10 protein-coding genes are annotated in these 15,391 nt (G+C 72.4%); all 10 read right to left on the reverse strand.

Annotated features, from left to right (window positions below):
- Positions 1 to 641: 641 nt before the first annotated feature.
- The 10 genes from ACFHWE_RS18375 to ACFHWE_RS18420 all read right to left on the reverse strand — a co-directional run bounded on the left by ACFHWE_RS18375 (position 642) and on the right by ACFHWE_RS18420 (position 15,366).
- Positions 642 to 1,217, reverse strand: a complete 576-nt coding sequence (locus ACFHWE_RS18375; RefSeq protein ID WP_416602906.1) for a hypothetical protein — start codon at positions 1,215 to 1,217, stop codon at positions 642 to 644.
- Between the two features lie 252 nt (positions 1,218 to 1,469).
- The gene (locus ACFHWE_RS18380; protein ID WP_028649145.1) at positions 1,470 to 2,552 is read right to left on the reverse strand and encodes a ribonucleotide-diphosphate reductase subunit beta; all 1,083 of its coding nucleotides are present in this window, start codon (positions 2,550 to 2,552) and stop codon (positions 1,470 to 1,472) included.
- A gap of 140 nt (positions 2,553 to 2,692) precedes the next feature.
- Positions 2,693 to 5,230, reverse strand: coding sequence for a ribonucleoside-diphosphate reductase subunit alpha (locus tag ACFHWE_RS18385; RefSeq protein WP_416602907.1), 2,538 nt, complete (start codon positions 5,228 to 5,230; stop codon positions 2,693 to 2,695).
- A 304-nt stretch (positions 5,231 to 5,534) separates the two neighbouring features.
- Positions 5,535 to 6,098 (reverse strand): hypothetical protein, encoded by a 564-nt coding sequence (locus ACFHWE_RS18390; RefSeq protein ID WP_416602908.1) that lies wholly within the window; start codon positions 6,096 to 6,098, stop codon positions 5,535 to 5,537.
- Between the two features lie 31 nt (positions 6,099 to 6,129).
- Positions 6,130 to 7,752, reverse strand: coding sequence for an NYN domain-containing protein (locus ACFHWE_RS18395; protein WP_416602909.1), 1,623 nt, complete (start codon positions 7,750 to 7,752; stop codon positions 6,130 to 6,132).
- 127 nt (positions 7,753 to 7,879) lie between these two features.
- Positions 7,880 to 10,303, reverse strand: coding sequence for a sigma-70 family RNA polymerase sigma factor (locus tag ACFHWE_RS18400; protein WP_416602910.1), 2,424 nt, complete (start codon positions 10,301 to 10,303; stop codon positions 7,880 to 7,882).
- A gap of 211 nt (positions 10,304 to 10,514) precedes the next feature.
- The gene (locus ACFHWE_RS18405) at positions 10,515 to 11,258 is read right to left on the reverse strand and encodes a hypothetical protein (protein WP_416602911.1); all 744 of its coding nucleotides are present in this window, start codon (positions 11,256 to 11,258) and stop codon (positions 10,515 to 10,517) included.
- Between the two features lie 833 nt (positions 11,259 to 12,091).
- Positions 12,092 to 12,982, reverse strand: a complete 891-nt coding sequence (locus ACFHWE_RS18410; RefSeq protein ID WP_416602912.1) for an ATPase — start codon at positions 12,980 to 12,982, stop codon at positions 12,092 to 12,094.
- Between the two features lie 12 nt (positions 12,983 to 12,994).
- On the reverse strand, positions 12,995 to 14,320 hold the full coding sequence (gene eccD / locus ACFHWE_RS18415) for a type VII secretion integral membrane protein EccD (RefSeq protein WP_416602913.1): 1,326 nt from the start codon (positions 14,318 to 14,320) through the stop codon (positions 12,995 to 12,997).
- 68 nt (positions 14,321 to 14,388) lie between these two features.
- Positions 14,389 to 15,366 carry a TNT domain-containing protein gene (locus ACFHWE_RS18420; RefSeq protein ID WP_416602914.1) on the reverse strand — a complete coding sequence of 326 codons (978 nt, stop codon included), beginning with the start codon at positions 15,364 to 15,366 and terminating at the stop codon, positions 14,389 to 14,391.
- Between the last annotated feature and the right edge of the window lie 25 nt (positions 15,367 to 15,391).

The following is a 15,391-nucleotide window of genomic DNA, read 5'->3' on the forward strand; positions in this document are numbered from 1 at the left end:
CCCAGAGGCCGATGCCGACCATGCCGGCGAGATACAGCACGAAGGTCACCACGGACCCGAGTGTGGAGTCGTTCACAACCGGCTCCCCCTTTCTGGACACGCGAAGGCCCAACCTCGACACGTTTCCTGTAAGCCATGGAACCGATCATTACGGCGGATAGCGGTCGACCACAACACCCTCTTGCTGAACAAACCACGCAAAGAGGCTTTTGAGTTTTTTATCGCACACACATGTTCTTTCCGCCACACGCGATCAAGGCCACCCGCGCGCCAGAGAACATCCGATATCCCCTCATGGGATACCTCCCCATCCCCTGTACAGAAGGGGAAACGTGCACCTCAACCCCTGCGGAACCCCGGACCACACCCGGCTTCCAGTTGCGCCGGAACGGCACGGAAACACCGGAACCACAGCGCGATCGGCTGCAATGGGGTGGAAATACAGGAGTAGTCTTATTCACCGGATCATCGATTCGGAGAAACCTTGAAGACAGAAAAAGGAAATCAAAGGTCAATCGAAGCAAGAGAATGGCTCACGAAAGCGCCCCACACGAAAATATATCCGGTGAGAGGATGTCCTGTGTTCTGTGTATCCCTCGGCCCCGGCGAAGCCACCGGGACCGAGGGACCCGCGGAAACGGCTACTGCGCCGACCGCTCCTCACGGCTCACCACGTGCGCCCCGCTCACGGTGCCCTCGGGGAAGGGGACCTGTGTGGCCAGGGGGTGCATGCCCTCGGCCAGGAGCGCCCGGACCAGTTCGTCAGGGGTGTCGGTGCGCATGGTGACGTACCTACCGTCGTGGGAGACGACCTCCACACCCGGGCCGGGCCTGCCGATCAGGGTGGTGCGGCCCAGCCGCCGGGCGCTGCGCATGTCGAACTCCGCCCGACCGATGTAGGCGATCGCCTCCGTGGAGACCATGACGTTGCGGCGGCCGAGCCTGGCCTGCATCCGCCCGTTCCGGACCGTCACCACCACGCTTTCGATGGTGGCGGCCTGGAACCAGACGAACACCCCGGCAGCGACCCCGAACAGCGCGAACAGCCAGTTGACCTCGCCGAGAGCGGCGAGGACGACAGCGCCCACGGGGAGAAGGACGGCGAGCACCCGGTTGATGTTGCGGGCTACCGGGCTGACGAGGAGCTTCTGCGTGTAGGCGGGGTCTCCTGGCCGCTGCCGGGCCTCGGCGGCCGGTGGGGGGTTCTGGGGTGTCAAAGGGGATGGCTCCAGACCTGGTTCAGGGGATGGGGGCAGCGGACCGAAGGCCGGACCGCGGCCGACAGGGTAGCGCGACCTACCCCAGGGCTGTCTCTCCGTGCGACCTCTACACCGGTGTAGGGCTCGGACACGCGAAGGGCCCGGGCCGCGCGCCCGGCCCGGGCCCTTCAGGGAGGGAGCCGCCGACCGCGGCCCCGGACACGGCCCTCCCCCACCGCCGACGGGGGAAACGGACCGTGCCCTCGCAGGTCAGTCCCAGTCCAGACCGCCACCGGTCTGGTACTCGATGACCCGGGTCTCGAAGAAGTTCTTCTCCTTCTGGAGGTCCATCATCTCGCTCATCCACGGGAACGGGTTCTCCGTCTGGCCGAAGATGGGCGCCAGGCCGATCTGCTCCGCACGGCGGTCGGTGATGAAGTGCATGTACTTCTCGCACAGCTCGGCGTTGAGGCCCAGCACACCGCGCGGCATGGTCTCGCGGCCGTAGGCCACCTCCAGCTCACAGGCCTCCGTGAGCATCGCGCGGACCTCCGCCTGGAACTCCTCGCTCCACAGGTGCGGGTTCTCGATCTTGATCTGGTTGATCACGTCGATACCGAAGTTCAGGTGGATCGACTCGTCCCGCAGGATGTACTGGTACTGCTCGGCGATGCCGACCATCTTGTTGCGGCGGCCCAGCGACAGGATCTGCGCGAAGCCGGTGTAGAACCACATGCCCTCGAAGATCACGTAGAACGCCACCAGGTCCCGCAGGAACGCCTGGTCGGCCTCGGGCGTACCGGTGCGGAAGTCGGGGTCCTCCAGGTTCTGCGTGTACTTGAGCGCCCACGCGTCCTTGGCGGTGATCGACGGGATCTCCCGGTACATGTTGAAGAGCTCGCCCTCGTCCAGGCCCAGGCTCTCGCAGATGTACTGGAAGGTGTGCGTGTGCACCGCCTCCTCGAAGGCCTGGCGCAGCAGGTACTGGCGGCACTCCGGGTTGGTGAGCTGGCGGTACACGGCCAGGACGATGTTGTTGGCCACCAGCGACTCGGCGGTGGCGAAGAACCCGAGGTTGCGCTTGAGCATGAGGCGCTCGTCCTCGGTCAGCCCGTCCCTGGACTTCCACAGCGCGATGTCGGCCTGCATCGCGACCTCGGTGGGCATCCAGTGGTTGTTGCAGCCCGCCAGGTACTTGTCCCACGCCCAGGTGTACTTGAGGGGGAGCAACTGGTTGACGTCGGCGCGGGCGTTGATCATCGCCTTGTCGTCGACGCTGACGCGCGCGGCGTCGCGCTCGATCTCCCCGAGGCCGCTGGTCGCGCTGGCGCTGTGGTCGGCTGCTGTGGTCATGCTGGGTCGTCTTCCCTATCTCCGGGCGGTCCGGATCTCGGCGGTGCGTGGCGGCTGGGGACGGGAGGGCCCGGCCCGGGGCCGCCCGCGACGTACGCGGGCGGCCCCGGGCCACGGCTCCCTCAGGAGTGCGGACAGGCCTACTGGCAGGCCTCGCACTCGGGGTCGTCGATGGAGCACGCCTGGCCGTCCACGATCTCGAACTCGTCCTCGCCGGCCGCGGTGGGCACCGGGTTCGGGGACGGGCTGGGGGACGGGCTCGGCGCGGGGGCCGGTGCGGGTGCCGGGGTCGCGGACACCGCGTTGAGGCGGCCGTCCGTGCCCTTCAGGGTGCTCTTCTCGACGTGGGTGGCACTCTGCGAACGCAGGTAGTACGTGGTCTTGAGACCCGAGCGCCAGGCCCTGCGGTACAGGGCGTCGAGCTTGCGGCCGCTCGGCGCGGCCATGTACAGGTTCAGCGACTGGGCCTGGTCGATCCACTTCTGGCGGCGCGACCCGGCGTCCACCAGCCAGTCCGGGTCCACCTCGAAGGCCGTGGCGTACAGGGCCTTGAGGTCGTCGGGCACGCGGGCGATCCCGCCCAGGCTGCCGTCGTGCAGCTTCAGCGCCGAGACCATGTCGTCGTCCCACAGGCCGCGGTCCTTGAGGTCGCGGACCAGGTAGGGGTTGACGACGGTGAAGTCGCCGGACATGTTCGACTTCACGAACAGGTTGCGGTAGACCGGCTCGATCGACTGGCTCACGCCGGTGATGTTGGCGATGGTGGCGGTGGGGGCGATCGCCATCACGTTGGAGTTGCGCATCCCGGTGGTGCGCACCCGCTCGCGCAGCGAGTCCCAGTCCAGGGTCTCGCCCCGGTCGACGTCCAGGTCGCCGCCGCGCGCCTTGGCCAGGGCCTGGAGGGAGTCGATCGGCAGGATGCCCCTGCTCCACAGCGACCCGTCGAAGGTCTCGTAGGAGCCGCGCTCGGCGGCCAGCTCCATGGACGCCTCGATCGCGTGGTAGCTGATCAGCTCCATGCTCTCGTCGGCGAAGGCCACCGCGCCCTCGGAGGCGAAGGGCAGGCGCAGCTTGAACAGGGCGTCCTGGAAGCCCATGAGGCCCAGGCCCACGGGGCGGTGGCGCATGTTCGCGCGGCGCGCCTCGGGGATGGTGTAGAAGTTCACGTCGATGACGTTGTCGAGCATCCGCACGGCTGTGCGCACGGTGCGGCGCAGGCGCTCGGCGTCCAGCCCGTCGGGGCCGGTGTGCTGGGCCAGGTTGACCGAGCCCAGGTTGCAGACGGCGACCTCGTCGGCGCTGGTGTTGAGCGTGATTTCGGTGCACAGGTTGGAGGAGTGCACCACGCCCGTGTGCTGCTGCGGCGAGCGCAGGTTGCACGCGTCCTTGAACGTGATCCACGGGTGACCGGTCTCGAACAGCATCGTGAGCATGCGGCGCCACAGGTCCACGGCCCGGACCTTCTTGGCGACCTTGATCCGGCCGGCCTCGGCTTCGGCCTCGTAGCGGGTGTAGGCCTCGGCGAACTCGGTGCCGTACTTGTCGTGCAGGTCGGGGACCTCGTCCGGGGAGAACAGGGTCCAGGAGGCGTCCTGCTCCACGCGCTGCATGAACAGGTCCGGCACCCAGTTCGCGGTGTTCATGTCGTGGGTGCGGCGGCGCTCGTCACCGGTGTTCTTGCGCAGGTCGAGGAACTCCTCGACGTCGATGTGCCAGGTCTCCAGATAGGCGCAGACCGCGCCCTTGCGGCGCCCGCCCTGGTTGACGGCGACGGCGGTGTCGTTGGCGATCTTCAGGAACGGGACCACGCCCTGGCTCTTGCCGTTGGTGCCGCGGATGTGCGCCCCGAGCCCGCGCACCGGGGTCCAGTCGTTGCCCAGGCCGCCGGAGTACTTGGACAGCATGGCGTTGTTGCTGATGCCGTGGAAGATCGACTGGAGGTCGTCGCCCACGGTGGTGAGGAAGCAGGAGGAGAGCTGCGCGCGCACCGTGCCCGAGTTGAACAGGGTGGGGGTGGAGGCCATGAAGTCGAAGGACGACAGCAGCTCGTAGAACTCCACGGCGCGGGCGTCGCGGTCGTCCTCGTTGAGGGCCAGGCCCATGGCCACGCGCATGAAGAAGGCCTGCGGCAGCTCGTAGCGGGTGCCGTCGCTGTGCAGGAAGTAGCGGTCGTAGAGGGTCTGGAGGCCGAGGAAGGTGAAGTCCTCGTCGCGCTCGGGGCGCAGGGCGGCGCCCAGGCGCTCCAGGTCGAACCCGGCCAGAGCGGGATCGAGCTGGCCCAGTTCGATGCCGCGGCTGACGTAGGCGGCCAGGTAGGCGGGGTAGTGGCCGGCCATCTCGGACTGGCTCGCCGACCGGGGGGCGCCCTCGATGAAGGTGAGGGCCTCGCGGCGGAGTGTGTCCAGCAGCAGGCGGGCGGCCACGTGGGAGTAGTCGGGGTCGACCTCCACGAAGCTGCGGGCCGCCATGACCAGCGCGAGCTCCACCTCGGAGGCGGGGATGCCGGGGTAGAGCCCCTGACGCGCCTCGCGCAGGACCTTGTCGGCCGAGACGCCGGCGAGTCCCGCGCACGCCTCGGTCACGACCTGTTCGATCCGGTCGACGGCGTTGGGGGGAGCGCCGTTGTCGGTCGACTCCCGCCGGACGGACGCGGGCAGGGCTTCGACGTCAAGGGACATACGGCGGCTCCAAGCTCGGTAGAGGAATCCCGGCAGGACGGGGGTACGGCAGGGCCGGGGTGCGCGAAGCACGGGTGGAACGACGCTATGGACGTGTTCGCTCGACGACCGGTGATCGCGGAAGGTCCGCCTTCAAGCCCCCGTCACGGATGCACGCGGCGCGCGCATCCCCGATGGCAGGTCCTCGGGCCCGTGGGCGGCGTCGTGTCCGTCGCTTCCCGGGGCCGTCCTGAACCATCGGTACGGAGATACTACATCTTGTGGATGGCGCATTGGAACACCGCAAGATAACCCGCGTGTTGCCTCAATCGGTGTCCAAACGGCTGTCCAGGTCGTCTTCTCCCAGGCCAAGGTCCACCCGGATGCGGAACCGGAGCCGCAGGAGTTCGAGGAGCAGTTCGCGCACGCGCGGCTCCCCCTCCCGGTGGAGGTGGTGGCGGACCCCGGCGGTCGCCCACCGCTCGGCGCCCTGGAGATCGTCGTGAGCGTACAGCGCCTCGGCGACATGCACGTAGGTGGGCAGCCCGGGGGGCTCGTCCTTCTCCAGACGGCTCAGGTGGGCGTAGGCGCTCTCCGTCTCGTCCAGTTGGAGCAGGGAGCCCGCGCTCAGGGCGCGGGGGTCGATCACCGTGGGGCCGCCGTCGTCGATCGCGCGCTGGTAGGCGGCGCACGCGCGCTCGTACTCCTGAGCGATTTCCCACTGTTCCCCGGCCCGGACGAACAGTTCGGCGCGGCCGACCTCGCTTCCGGAGCCGACCCGGTTGGCCAGGTCCTGCAACCGGGCAGCGACGGGGCCGTGCTCCCCCGACCGGACGGCGTGGAACTCCATACGGTCCAGGTCGGCCGTCGTCACATGGGTCACCCGCATCGCATCCCTAACTCGCCCTCCCGCACGCTGTTCAGGGCCTGGCGCGCTCCAAGGCCTGCCAGAACCCCAGGCGCAGTCCGTCCCGGACCTCGTCGCGCAGCAGGTGGTCGACCGGCAGCGAGGAGCCCTGGAGCAGACGCGCCTCCAGGTCGGAGGGCATCCGGGGCCGACGGGCGAGCACCGCCTCCACCCACAGGGCGGGGGCCTCACGGGCGATCGACTCCGCGAAGTCGTTCCCTTCCTTGCGCGCGACATGCACCGCCTCGTCAACGGTATTCGTGCCGGGCCGCGCCTGCTGAGGATATCCGGGGCCGGGGCCGGGGTCCTGGCGGCCCCCGCCCCCGAACCGTTCGTCGTGATCGGGACCAGTACGGTGCGGGCCTCCGTAACCGGAGACCGCCCCGCCGCGGCGTGCGGCGTCAGGGTCGGTACTGGTCCCAAAGGTAGGGTTTGCGTCAGCCGCACCCCCGAAACCGTCCCCCTGCGCGAAGCGGGGGTCCTGTTGGGGCGGCGGGCCGCCTCTGTGCCCGGGTGGAGCCTGCCCCGGCGGCTGCTCCGCGGCGAACGACCTCTGCGGCCCGGTGCCCGCCGCGAAGGACTGCTGGGGCCCGGTGCCGCCCATGTACCCGTTCTGCTGCACCGGATCGGTCTGAGGGCCGGGGACACCCCTGCCGGGCAGGGCGTACCCGTCGGCTCCGCGCATCGACGGGTGCTCTCCGGTAGTGGGGAGGCCGTTCTGGGCGCCCGTGGACTGCGCACCGGGGTAGGCCCCGTTGCCGCTCACGGCGATCTGGCTCCCCGAGGGAAAGCCGTTGGCGTCGATGGCCCCGGGTTCGCGCACCTCGCCCGGCGGCCCGGCGAGATGGTCGCCCCGCTGCTGGGCGAGGCTGCGCCGCATCGCCCTCAACTGGTCCATGGCGCTGCCCTGGGGCGCGCGCTGGGGGCCGGTCTCGGAGTAGGCCGGTTCCCTGGCCCGCATCGGCGGTCCGACCGGTTCGGCCTGCGCCTCCGCGTGCTGCGGCTCCAGCGGCGAACGCGGCGGTTCGGGAGCCTGGCGCGGGTGGCCGTTGGGGAAGGCCGCCCCGTTCTTGGCGGCGGTCTCCTTGGACGCTCTCCCGCTGCCGTGCAGCGCGACGTGCGGGCGCAGGTGACCCGCACCGATCTCGATGAGGTCGTCGCACTCCCGGCGCAGGGCCCTGGAGATGGTCCAGTCGCCCTCGACGGAGACGTGCACGACGGTGACCCGCACACCGAGGTCCTGGACGTCGGCGACCACGGACGCCATGTCCTCGTCACCGCTGACCACCACGGCGTCGCAGAGGACCCCGCTCCGGGCCAGGGTGGTGAGATCGCGCTGGACGTAGCTCTCCACGCCCTCGCGGCGGCCCGGCCGGATGCGTGCCGCGCGGAACTTGACACCGGGGATGTCGGCGATACCGTCCTGTTCCTGGGTCCGCCGGTCGTCGGCGACCGCCTCGTACCAGTAGCAGCGCAGCAACGGCAGGCCGGTGCGGTCCCGCGCGACCTCGTTGAGGAACTGGACGAGCCCGGAGTAGTCCCAGGAGACGGAGTCCCGGCTGCGGGTTCCGTGTACGGCCATCGCGCCGTCCGCGAGGAGGTACCCCGCGTCGACGAACAACGCGCAGCGGTCCACGTGACACACCCCCTTCCCTGTCGACTCAGGGCCATGTGCATGACCGGCCACAGCCTAGCCAATGTCCGTCTCGTTTTGCGCTCTCCTCCGAGAACACCCAGAGTTGCGGACACGCTTCGAGCAGTGGTTATCCCCGCGTCGGGGCCGTCACCACAACGGCTCCGAGGAGCAGCGCATCACGGTCGGATCGAATCCGGACATCCGATTCACGGCCGAGTCCGATGTCGAATCGGAGAACATCCGTCCCGAACCCGGTCCGGTCCCCCACCGCACCGCGGGCGGACCCGGTGAAGGCGTTCTCGGCGGTCCCGAGACCTCCGACCGGGGCGAGGGCCGTCCCATCCACCGTCAACCGGTCCCCCGCCAGACCGGCGTCGCCCTCCCAGGCGATGACACCGATCTCGGAGTCCACCTCGGCGGTCGGCAGACCGGAGACCGGAAAGACCGCCTCTCCACCGCCGAACACGGCCTCCGTGCCGTCCAGCACCATCACCCGGTCGCGCGGCCCGGCGGACGGGTCCTCCAGCACCACCACCAGACCCCATCCGGCGTAGGTGCCGCGCCCCCGCTCCGCGGGCACGTCGGCGACCCACCACTGACCGCCGCCCTGTTCTCGAACCAGGTCGGTGACCTCGGCGAACGCCTGGTACGCGGGGTATCCGGTCAGGCCCGCACGGCCGATGTCCCGCGCCCAGACCGTCCGGTAGGAGTCCATGCCCGGCCCCCTGACCCGCGCAGCGGCCTCCCCCGGGCTGCCGCTCCCGGAGAAGTACAGCCCGGCCCAGAGCACCGAGCCCCCTTCGGGGAGCTCCCAGGACGCGGAACTGGACGAGACGGTACCGGGATTTCGGTCGAGGTCCAGCGGCGCCACCTCCCAGTGGTCATTGTCACTCCACACCCCCCGACCGAGTTGTTGCAGAACGCACGGTTCATCACTGTTCGCATGCTGTCCCGTGCCGCCGATCGGGGGCGGCGGCGGGACCGGACCCGGCTCCGGTAGGACGGGGTCGGGCAGCGGCCACGGCCACACGGGGACACGCCCCCCGCGCAGGGCACAGGTCGCCAGGGAGTTGCCCACGCTCTCGGCCCGCACACGCCCCGCTGTGGCGTAGCGCGCCGCCACCCCCCCGGCGCTCACCCCCCTGTTCCCGGTCGCGACTGCGGAGGCCCCGCCGGAGGCCACGGAGACGGAGGCGGGCACGCCGAGCCCGGCGTCCCCGTGGACGCGCACGTCGATGAACTGGGTGCTGCTCTGGCCGGCGGCCATGGCCGGGAGCACGCAGCGCCCCCCGCCACCGCCCGGGGAACAGCTCCAGTCGCCGTGGCCGGAAGCGTGCGGCGGTGCGTGTCCCGCCCCGCCCGAGGAGGCCATCTCCACGCCGGGAGGCAGGGTGATCACCGCGACGACGTCGTCGGCGGTCGCCCCGCCGAGGTTGCGCACGTCCATGACCATGATCCCGTCACGGCCGGGGACCAGGGCGCCGACGGGGTCGATGCCCGCGGAGAACACCGGTTCACCGGTTTCCGCGGACCGCTCGGACGTGTCCGCGGCGGCGGGTTCGGCCTCCTCCGGGGAGGGCGGGGCCGGGAGCCGTCCGGGCTCGGCCCGCGGGCCCGCGGGCCCGGGTTCGGGCGCGGGATCGGGCTCGGCGGCGGCGGGAGGTTCCACGGGGTCCGCCGAAGAGGGGGCGGGCAGGGGGTCGTCTCCCCCCGTCAGAGCGAAGGCGACCACGGCGGCGAGGCAGGCGCAGGCCCCCGCGCCGACGCCGGCCGCCTGCTTGGGTGCGCGCCGCAGCCGGCCCAGCCAGGTCCACGGCGCCCCGCCGGTGGCGAGGTATCCCGTGGCACCGAGACCCGCCACCAGGGGCAGGACGGTGCCGCGCAGGGCGACGTTGACATCCATCAGCTCCATGTGGATCGCCCGGCAGTCCGCACAGAGATCCAGGTGGTCGTCGACCCGGCCGGTGTCGCGTCTGCCCAGCCCGCCCCGGACGTAGGCGCCGAGGTTCCCGAGCGTGGGTCGGCATGCCTCGGGGACGTCCTCCGCCAGGTGCATCTGGAGGTAGGCCTGCCGCAGCCCCTCACGGGCCCGGTAGGCGAGCGCGGCCACACCGTTGGCGCGCATGCCCAGGACCGGGGCCGCCTCGGAGGGTTTGGCACCCTCGATCTCGGTGTGCCACAGCACCGTCTGCCAGCGTTCCGGCAGCGAGCGGAAGGCACGGGCGATGAGGGCGCGTTCGAGCCCTTCCACGGCCGGGTCGCGGAAGGGCTCCCCGGGGGCGAGGGCCTCCAGGTCGTCCGTGGCGATCTGGCGCCGGTCCCGGCGGCTCCGGTCGTAGGCCGCGTTGCGGACGGCGGTGAGGAGGTAGGGGCGGAAGCAGTCCGTGGGGCCCCGCCCCTTGCGGATCACGCCGAGCACCCGGGCGAAGGCCTCGGCGACGGCGTCCTCGGCTTCGGCCTCCCCCCGGAGGAGTTGGCGAGCCAGGCCGCGCGCGGCGCCCGCGTGGCGTTCGTAGAGAACACCGTAGGCGTCGGTGTCGCCGTCACGCACCCGCTTTATGCACTGGTCGTCCCCAAGTGATAGCCCTGAGTGACGATCCTCGACGTCGGTCACCGATGTCCTTTCTCCTGTACACCCCCGTCAGGTGCGGGCGGGGGCCGGGGCGGGGGAACACGTTCTCAAGGAATATCCCGTATCCGCGCCCCGGCCGCCACCGGTCTCCGCCGTCGGGTCCCGCACCCGCGCATGCCCCGACTGTCGCTCAGGACCGGGCGGTGGGCCCCAGGTTGACCCGTCCGAGGGTGATCGAGAAGACGGCTCGCGGCAGCGGGGAGGAGGGAACGGGTTTGAGGGCGGCCAAGCGCGCCTCGAACCCGCCCGGGACCGGTACGTGCTCCGCTCCGGGGAGGCCGTCCCCGTACGGGGTCACGGCGGGTCCGGGTTCGGGCGCGGGCTCGCCCGGGGGCGGGGGTGGCGGCTCCTCCTGCCTCTGCCGGGTCCGGGCACGCCGCTCGGAACCGCGGACGACGAAGACGTCCGTCTCCTCGGCATCGGGGTTGCGGAGGCCACCCGCACCGGCGGGGCCCGGGTCCGCCGGGCGGGGGGCGCCCACCTCACGCGGCTTCCTGGGGCCGGAGGGCTGGGGGTCCGGGGACCGCGCCGGGGCGTCCGCAGCCTTGGCGGAGCCGCCGAACCAGACCTGTGCGGGCGCAGCGTACCCAGGAGCGCCCGACCCGGGAGCGCCCGCATCCGCGGCGGGGGTGTCGGGGCCAGGGGTGTCGGTTTCCGGGACCGGTGGTGCGTCCACGGTCGGCGCGGAGGGGACCGGCGGCCCCTGGGCGCGCTGTTGGGCCGGCGGGCGCTGAGGACCCGACGACCAGGACGGCTGCGGGGTTTGAGACGGCGGGGGTTCCTGAGTGGGCCGGGGCTCCTGCGAAGCGGGTGGCGGCGTCACGGGCTTGGTCGCGCCGGTCAGGAACGCCTCGGCGACGGCGTCCTGGGCCATGGAACGCGGTGCCCCGGCGTACGGACCGGCCAGAGGCCGTCCCCCCTGGCCCGAAGGCTCCCGCTCCGGCCCGGAGGGCCACTGCGCCCCCGGCTCCGAAGACTGTGGACCGGAGGGCCACTGTGCCCCTGATCCCGGGTGCGGCTGCTGCGGACCCGAAGGCGGTTGGTGCGCCTGAGGCATCTGGGGCTGCTGCGGACCCCGCGCCGGGGATGGCGACCGCACACCGTACGACCACGGAGGTCCCGCTTGCGAAGACGACTGCCAAGCCCGCTGCGCGCCGGAGGGCGTCTGCACCCCCGATCCCGGGTGCGGCTGCTGCGGACCCGAGGGCGTCTGCGGAGCCTGGTGCGGGCCGGGCGACGGCTGAGGACCCTGCTGCGGCCCAGGCGGCCACTGCCCCTCTGCCGCCTGATGCGAGCCGGAAAGCAGCTGTGGCCCGGAAGGCGGTTGGGGCGCCTGTGGCTGCTGAGTTCCCGGCCGCGGGTGCGGCCACTGCGACCCCGAAGACGGCTGAGGACCCTGGTGCGGGCCGGAAGACCACTGCCCCCCGGCCGCATGGGGCGGCTGCTGCGGGCCCGAAGGCGGTCGGGGCATCCCGTGTGCACCAGAGTCGCCGAACCACAGGGTCTGCTGGGCGTCCTCGTCCCGGGGGTCCTCACCCCGCGGGTCGGCCGGTTCGCCGGGCTGCGGGCCGCCGACCGCGTAGGGGGCGGGCGGGAAGGGGCCACTGTCCCGCGCCCATCCGCCGGGCGCCCCCGGGCCCGGTTCCTGCCCGGTCGGGTCCTGCGGGCCGCGCTCCGGCTCCCCCTCGGGCCTCGGGTCCTGCTGGTTCACGCCCGCTCCCCCTCTCTCCGGCGCGGGTCCGCCCCGCCCTCGGCCGACCGCTCCAGAACCTCGGCCGCCACCTGGAGCACGGTCCGGTGCGTGGCCTCGGCGACCCGGCGCGTCCGCACGGCCCGCGCGTGCGCCAGGTGCCGGTCGTGGGCCAGCCGCACCACGGCGGCCCCGCTCTCGGCCAGGATCGCGGCCGCGCGCACAGCGTCGAACCCGGGGTCCTCGCCGCGCCGCTCGTCGAAGAGCACCACCACGGTGCGCCGGGCCTCGTCCCCCCGGCCCCGCCTGGTGAGCCCGTCCAGGGCCCGCCCCACCCGGGCCGCCGCCTCACGGGTCGCCCGGACCGCCCAAACCCGGGCGTGCGCGGTCGAGCCGAGGGCGTCGGCGAGGCGGCCCGGTGTACCGGCCACCAGTGTCAGCCCGAAGAAGCGGAACAGGGACGTCAGCCGGGCGGTCTCGGTGTCGTCCGCCCGCACCGCGACCGTCCACAGGCCGCTGCCGGCCTCCGCCAGCCCCTCGCGTGCCGTCCCGAAGTCGAGGCCGTTCACCTCCGCCTCCAGGTAGGCGTCCACGGTGTCCAGCCGCCCCGCGAGGGACGGGGTCCGGCCGGTGGCGTCCACCGCCAGGACGCGGTCGTTGCGGAAGTGGGCGAAGGCACGGGCCAGCAGGGCGGTCACCACGGCGGTGTCCGTCCCGGTGCCGAGATCGTCGACCACGATGCGGCGCCCGGTGGCGGTGGAGCGCTGCAACCGGTGTCCGACCGCGATCGCGCGGGACACCTCGTCCACCGGCCGGAAGGGGCGCAGCACGGCGCGGCCCACCCTGCGCGGCAGGCGGTCGCCCGAGACCGCGCGCGCCGACACCCGACCCTTCTCCGTAACGCTCATCGTCCCTCCAGGTCAGAACGTGGCGAGCAGCCGCTCGTAGGTACCGAACGCACCGATGGCCAGTGGGATCATGGCGACCACCGCGACCGCCTCGAACCGGCTGGTGACGCCGCGCAGCCGGGCCCGCACGTGTTCGGGCTGCTCGATGGACAGGGCCACCGCGGGGATGACCGCGACCGCCGCCGCGACGCCCAGCGCCGGCCACACGCCCCACGCGACGGCCCCGGCGAGCGCGGTCAGGGCGCTCACGAGCACCGACAGGCTCGCGGCGACGAGTACGGCCTTCTGGGCGATGAGGGGGAACAGGCGGGCCCTGCTGGCGACCACCCCGGCCAGGACGGCGGCCAGGCAGCCCGTCCACACGTCGAACTCCGCGGCCAGGCCCGCCCCGGCGACGGCGGCGGCGACCGCCACCCCGACGGTGGCGATGACGAGGCTACGGTGCGCCCCGGCCACGGAGCTGAGGACGTCGGCACGGGTGACCGATCCCCCCGCACCCCGGTCGTCGTCGAGGACGGTCAGCCCGGAGAACATCAGGGCCAGCCGGAGCAGCAGGCTCAGGAGCACCACGCAGGCCACCGCCGCGATCACGGCGATCCGGTGGCCCGGCAGCCCCAGCAGGGCGCACGCCGACCACAGTGCGGCGAGCGCCAAGCCCACACCGCCGCCGGTGAGCCCGCCCCGACCCAGGCCGGAGGTGAGCCCGAGCAGCAGCACCAGGGCGGAGACCAGGGCGGCCGACCCCGCCCAGAACGTCCAGGCGGGCCAGTCGTAAAGGCCGCGGGCCAGCCACAGGGCCAGGACGCCCGCCGCGGTCCCGCTCATCGCGAACGCCGTTCCCAGGGGTTCGCGCCAGGTCGGTCCGATCGCGGCGCCCACGGCGACCAGGAGGGCGGCGACCGCGCCGACGGCGACGAGGGCGGCGGTGTCCGACGCCTGCTCCCGGACCAGCCAGCCCGCGCACAGGGTGAGCACGACCAGCGCGAACGTGGACGTCCACCGGGCCGCGGCCGGGGTCCACCGTCCGGGGTGCCCGTCCAGGGCCATGGACACGGCCTCGGGCACCTCGTGGACCACGGGTGCGGGCACGGGGTCCTCCGCGCTGACCAGCCGCAGCACCGCTCCGTCGGTGATCTGCCGGTCCGCGAGTGTGGTGTCGCCCTCCAGGACCGCTCCGGAGGCGGTGACCAGGTGCCGCAGCCGGGCCGGGTTGCGCACCTCGTCGCCGAGGAGGTCGAGCACCTCGGGCATCAGCGCGCCCACCGGTTCCGACGCGGGCAGGACGGCGTCCACCCGGCGCTCCTCACCGACGAGCGTGACCCGGCTCCAAGCGGTCATGAGTGTCCAATCGTGCGGCCGACGGGGGGCGCCGCCGGGTTCGGACTCCCGATCCCGTATACGACGGTTCAGGAGGGTATGTCGTCCACGGCGATGCGTTCAAGGTAGCCGTGGCCGATCAGCCAGCGCACGGTGGGGGCGGGGGTCGCCTGGCCGAACCCGGTGCCGTCCAGGGTGAAGCGGACACCGCCGCCCTCCACCGAGCCGCTGGGCGGGGCGGTGGTGGCGCTCACCTGGAAGGGGTGGATGACGCGGTAGCGGTGGTAGAGGTCCTCGCCGTCGGGGCCCGTCCGGGTGTACTCGGGCAGGCCGCGCTCGGTGAAGGGGGTGCCGTCGGGGGAGAGCAACCGCCCGCTCTCCTGGCCGAAGGCGTCGACGAGGGTGCCCACCTCCAGCGTGTGCCGGTAGGCGTCGCCGCTGCGTTCGGCGAGGCTGTCGCGCACCTCGGTGACGAGTTCGGCGGTGGCCTCGGCGGCCTCCCGCTCCCCGGCCGGGTCCAGGGCCGCCGGATCGGCCTCCGTGGTGGCCAGTTCCCGGTACAGCCAGCGGGCCGCCTCGTCCTCGGTGCGGAAGGTGAGGCCGGTCCGGCCCTGGTCGAAGTCGATGACGGAGGCGTGCAGGTCGCCCTCGGCGGTCTCGGCCAGCAGGTAGTAGCTGTCGAGGGTCCCCGGCGCGGGGCGGGTGTCGCCGGGGAGGACGTACAGGCTCTCGGGGACGCCCGCCGCGTCCAGTTCCTCGCGGGCCGTGTCCAGAGTGACCTCGGTGCCGATCCAGCCCCCCGGGAGTTCGGGAACGGCGTCGGCGGCGGGGCCGGAGGCGGCCTGCTCCTGTTCGATCCGCTGGTCGCTGAGCGTGCTCGACACGAAGGACCAGCCGACGGTGGCACCGCAGGCCACGGCGGCGAGGCAGGCGCTGATGACGACCTTGCCGATGTTCTCGTCCAGGCGGCGGCGCGTCCGCTGCCCGCCGAAGAGGACCGCCTCGCGCAGGCGCTGGCGGCGCACCGCGACGGACTCCAGCAACTGGTTGTCGTAGTCGCGGGCCAACGGCACTCCTCGGCTTCTGGGTCAC

The sequence above is a fragment of the Nocardiopsis sp. LOL_012 genome (assembly GCF_048060475.1).
Classification (GTDB): domain Bacteria; phylum Actinomycetota; class Actinomycetes; order Streptosporangiales; family Streptosporangiaceae; genus Nocardiopsis.